The sequence below is a fragment of the Staphylococcus sp. HMSC035D11 genome (assembly GCF_001836075.1).
Lineage (GTDB): Bacteria > Bacillota > Bacilli > Staphylococcales > Staphylococcaceae > Staphylococcus > Staphylococcus hominis.
In genome coordinates, this window is record NZ_KV827278.1 from 131,110 (window position 1) to 132,457 (window position 1,348).

Here is a 1,348-nt window from a genome sequence, read left to right on the forward strand (position 1 = left end):
TTGTGGGATGTTCTTTAGCAATTTCAATATAAACTTCGTGTAGTTATGAAAATAATTACGACAATGACTGTTTTATTAGATAAGTGTTATTGAAATTGATAAAGAGAATTCTAAAAATGGTTAGATAAAATAAGTGAAAGAATAGTAGTGTAGTTATTGTTTATTCAATAGTTATATATATAGTTTGTGGCAAAAATAAAGACGAAGTGCTAAGGAGCACTTCGTCAAGTGGACGGTTATTAAATAGTTGTTTGATAATTTCATTATTCAGTTTAAGCGTAACATAAAATTGCTTCTTATGATGTTCATGGTTTCGGATATCAATACGATCGATAACCGTCAGATAGAGTGATTTCAACTGAGATTTCTCTAATTTGTCTATATCTTTGAATATTGCTTGTAGTACGTTGGCAATCATATCAGCATCATAATGTGGAGCTTCTGCTTGTTTATCTTGCTCTAGTTGATGGATTTGATTATTTATTTGATTCAATTCATCTTGATAGTTAAGTATTGTTGGTTTCAATACGCTATCTAAGTCAGGTGAGTCTTCAATGGTTTTCGTTAATGTATGCATTTTGGCTTTTAGTTCTTCACATTGTGACTGTTTATAGGCAATATCATGATTCAAAGAAGATTTATCTATTTGGCTTTGTTCATTTACTTTTTCAACCAATTGCTTCAATACCTTTTTACTTTTGATAATTTCCAATATCTGGTCCATAACATATTTTTCTAATACATCTGCTCTAACACTATTGGCTGAACATACTTTAGAACCTTTGTTTCTAAAATTGCTACATGAATAATATCTGATTCTTTTCTTAGTGCCATCTTTTAATGTATTGGTCGTATTACTTGCCGCCATGGCTGCGCCACATTTTGGGCACTTTACAATCCCAGTAAGTAGATTGGTCCCTTTACCATGAACTTGTGGTTTCTTGCGACTCTCTTGGCGTTTAAACTGTACTTTATCCCATAAAGCTTTATCAATAATAGGCGCATGCTTACCATCTGCGATAATCGGTTCCTCATTGAGTCCTTTTCGTCTTTTATCGCTCCAGTGTCTATACTTCGCAAACTGTATCTTTCCAATGTAAAAAGGGTTTGAGATGATATAAGTAATGGACGAAATACTAAACGGTTTCCCTTTCTTAGTCACATAACCTTTATGATTCAATGTGTTCGCAATCTTACGATAACCGTGACCTTTGGCGTATGACTCAAAAATATATTTAACAATATTTGCTTCATGTTGATTAATCATAAGCTCTTTTTTACTCTCAGGTACTTTATCATAGCCTAAAGGTAAATTACCTTGGTAATAACCTTCAATAGCACGTTGTCT

General features: G+C 32.6%; 1 protein-coding gene. It reads right to left on the reverse strand.

Annotated elements, in window-relative coordinates:
• Nucleotides 1–160: 160 nt before the first annotated feature.
• On the reverse strand, nucleotides 161–1,348 hold a 1,188-nt coding region (locus tag HMPREF2647_RS09110), incomplete at its 5' end, for a recombinase family protein (protein ID WP_070859977.1).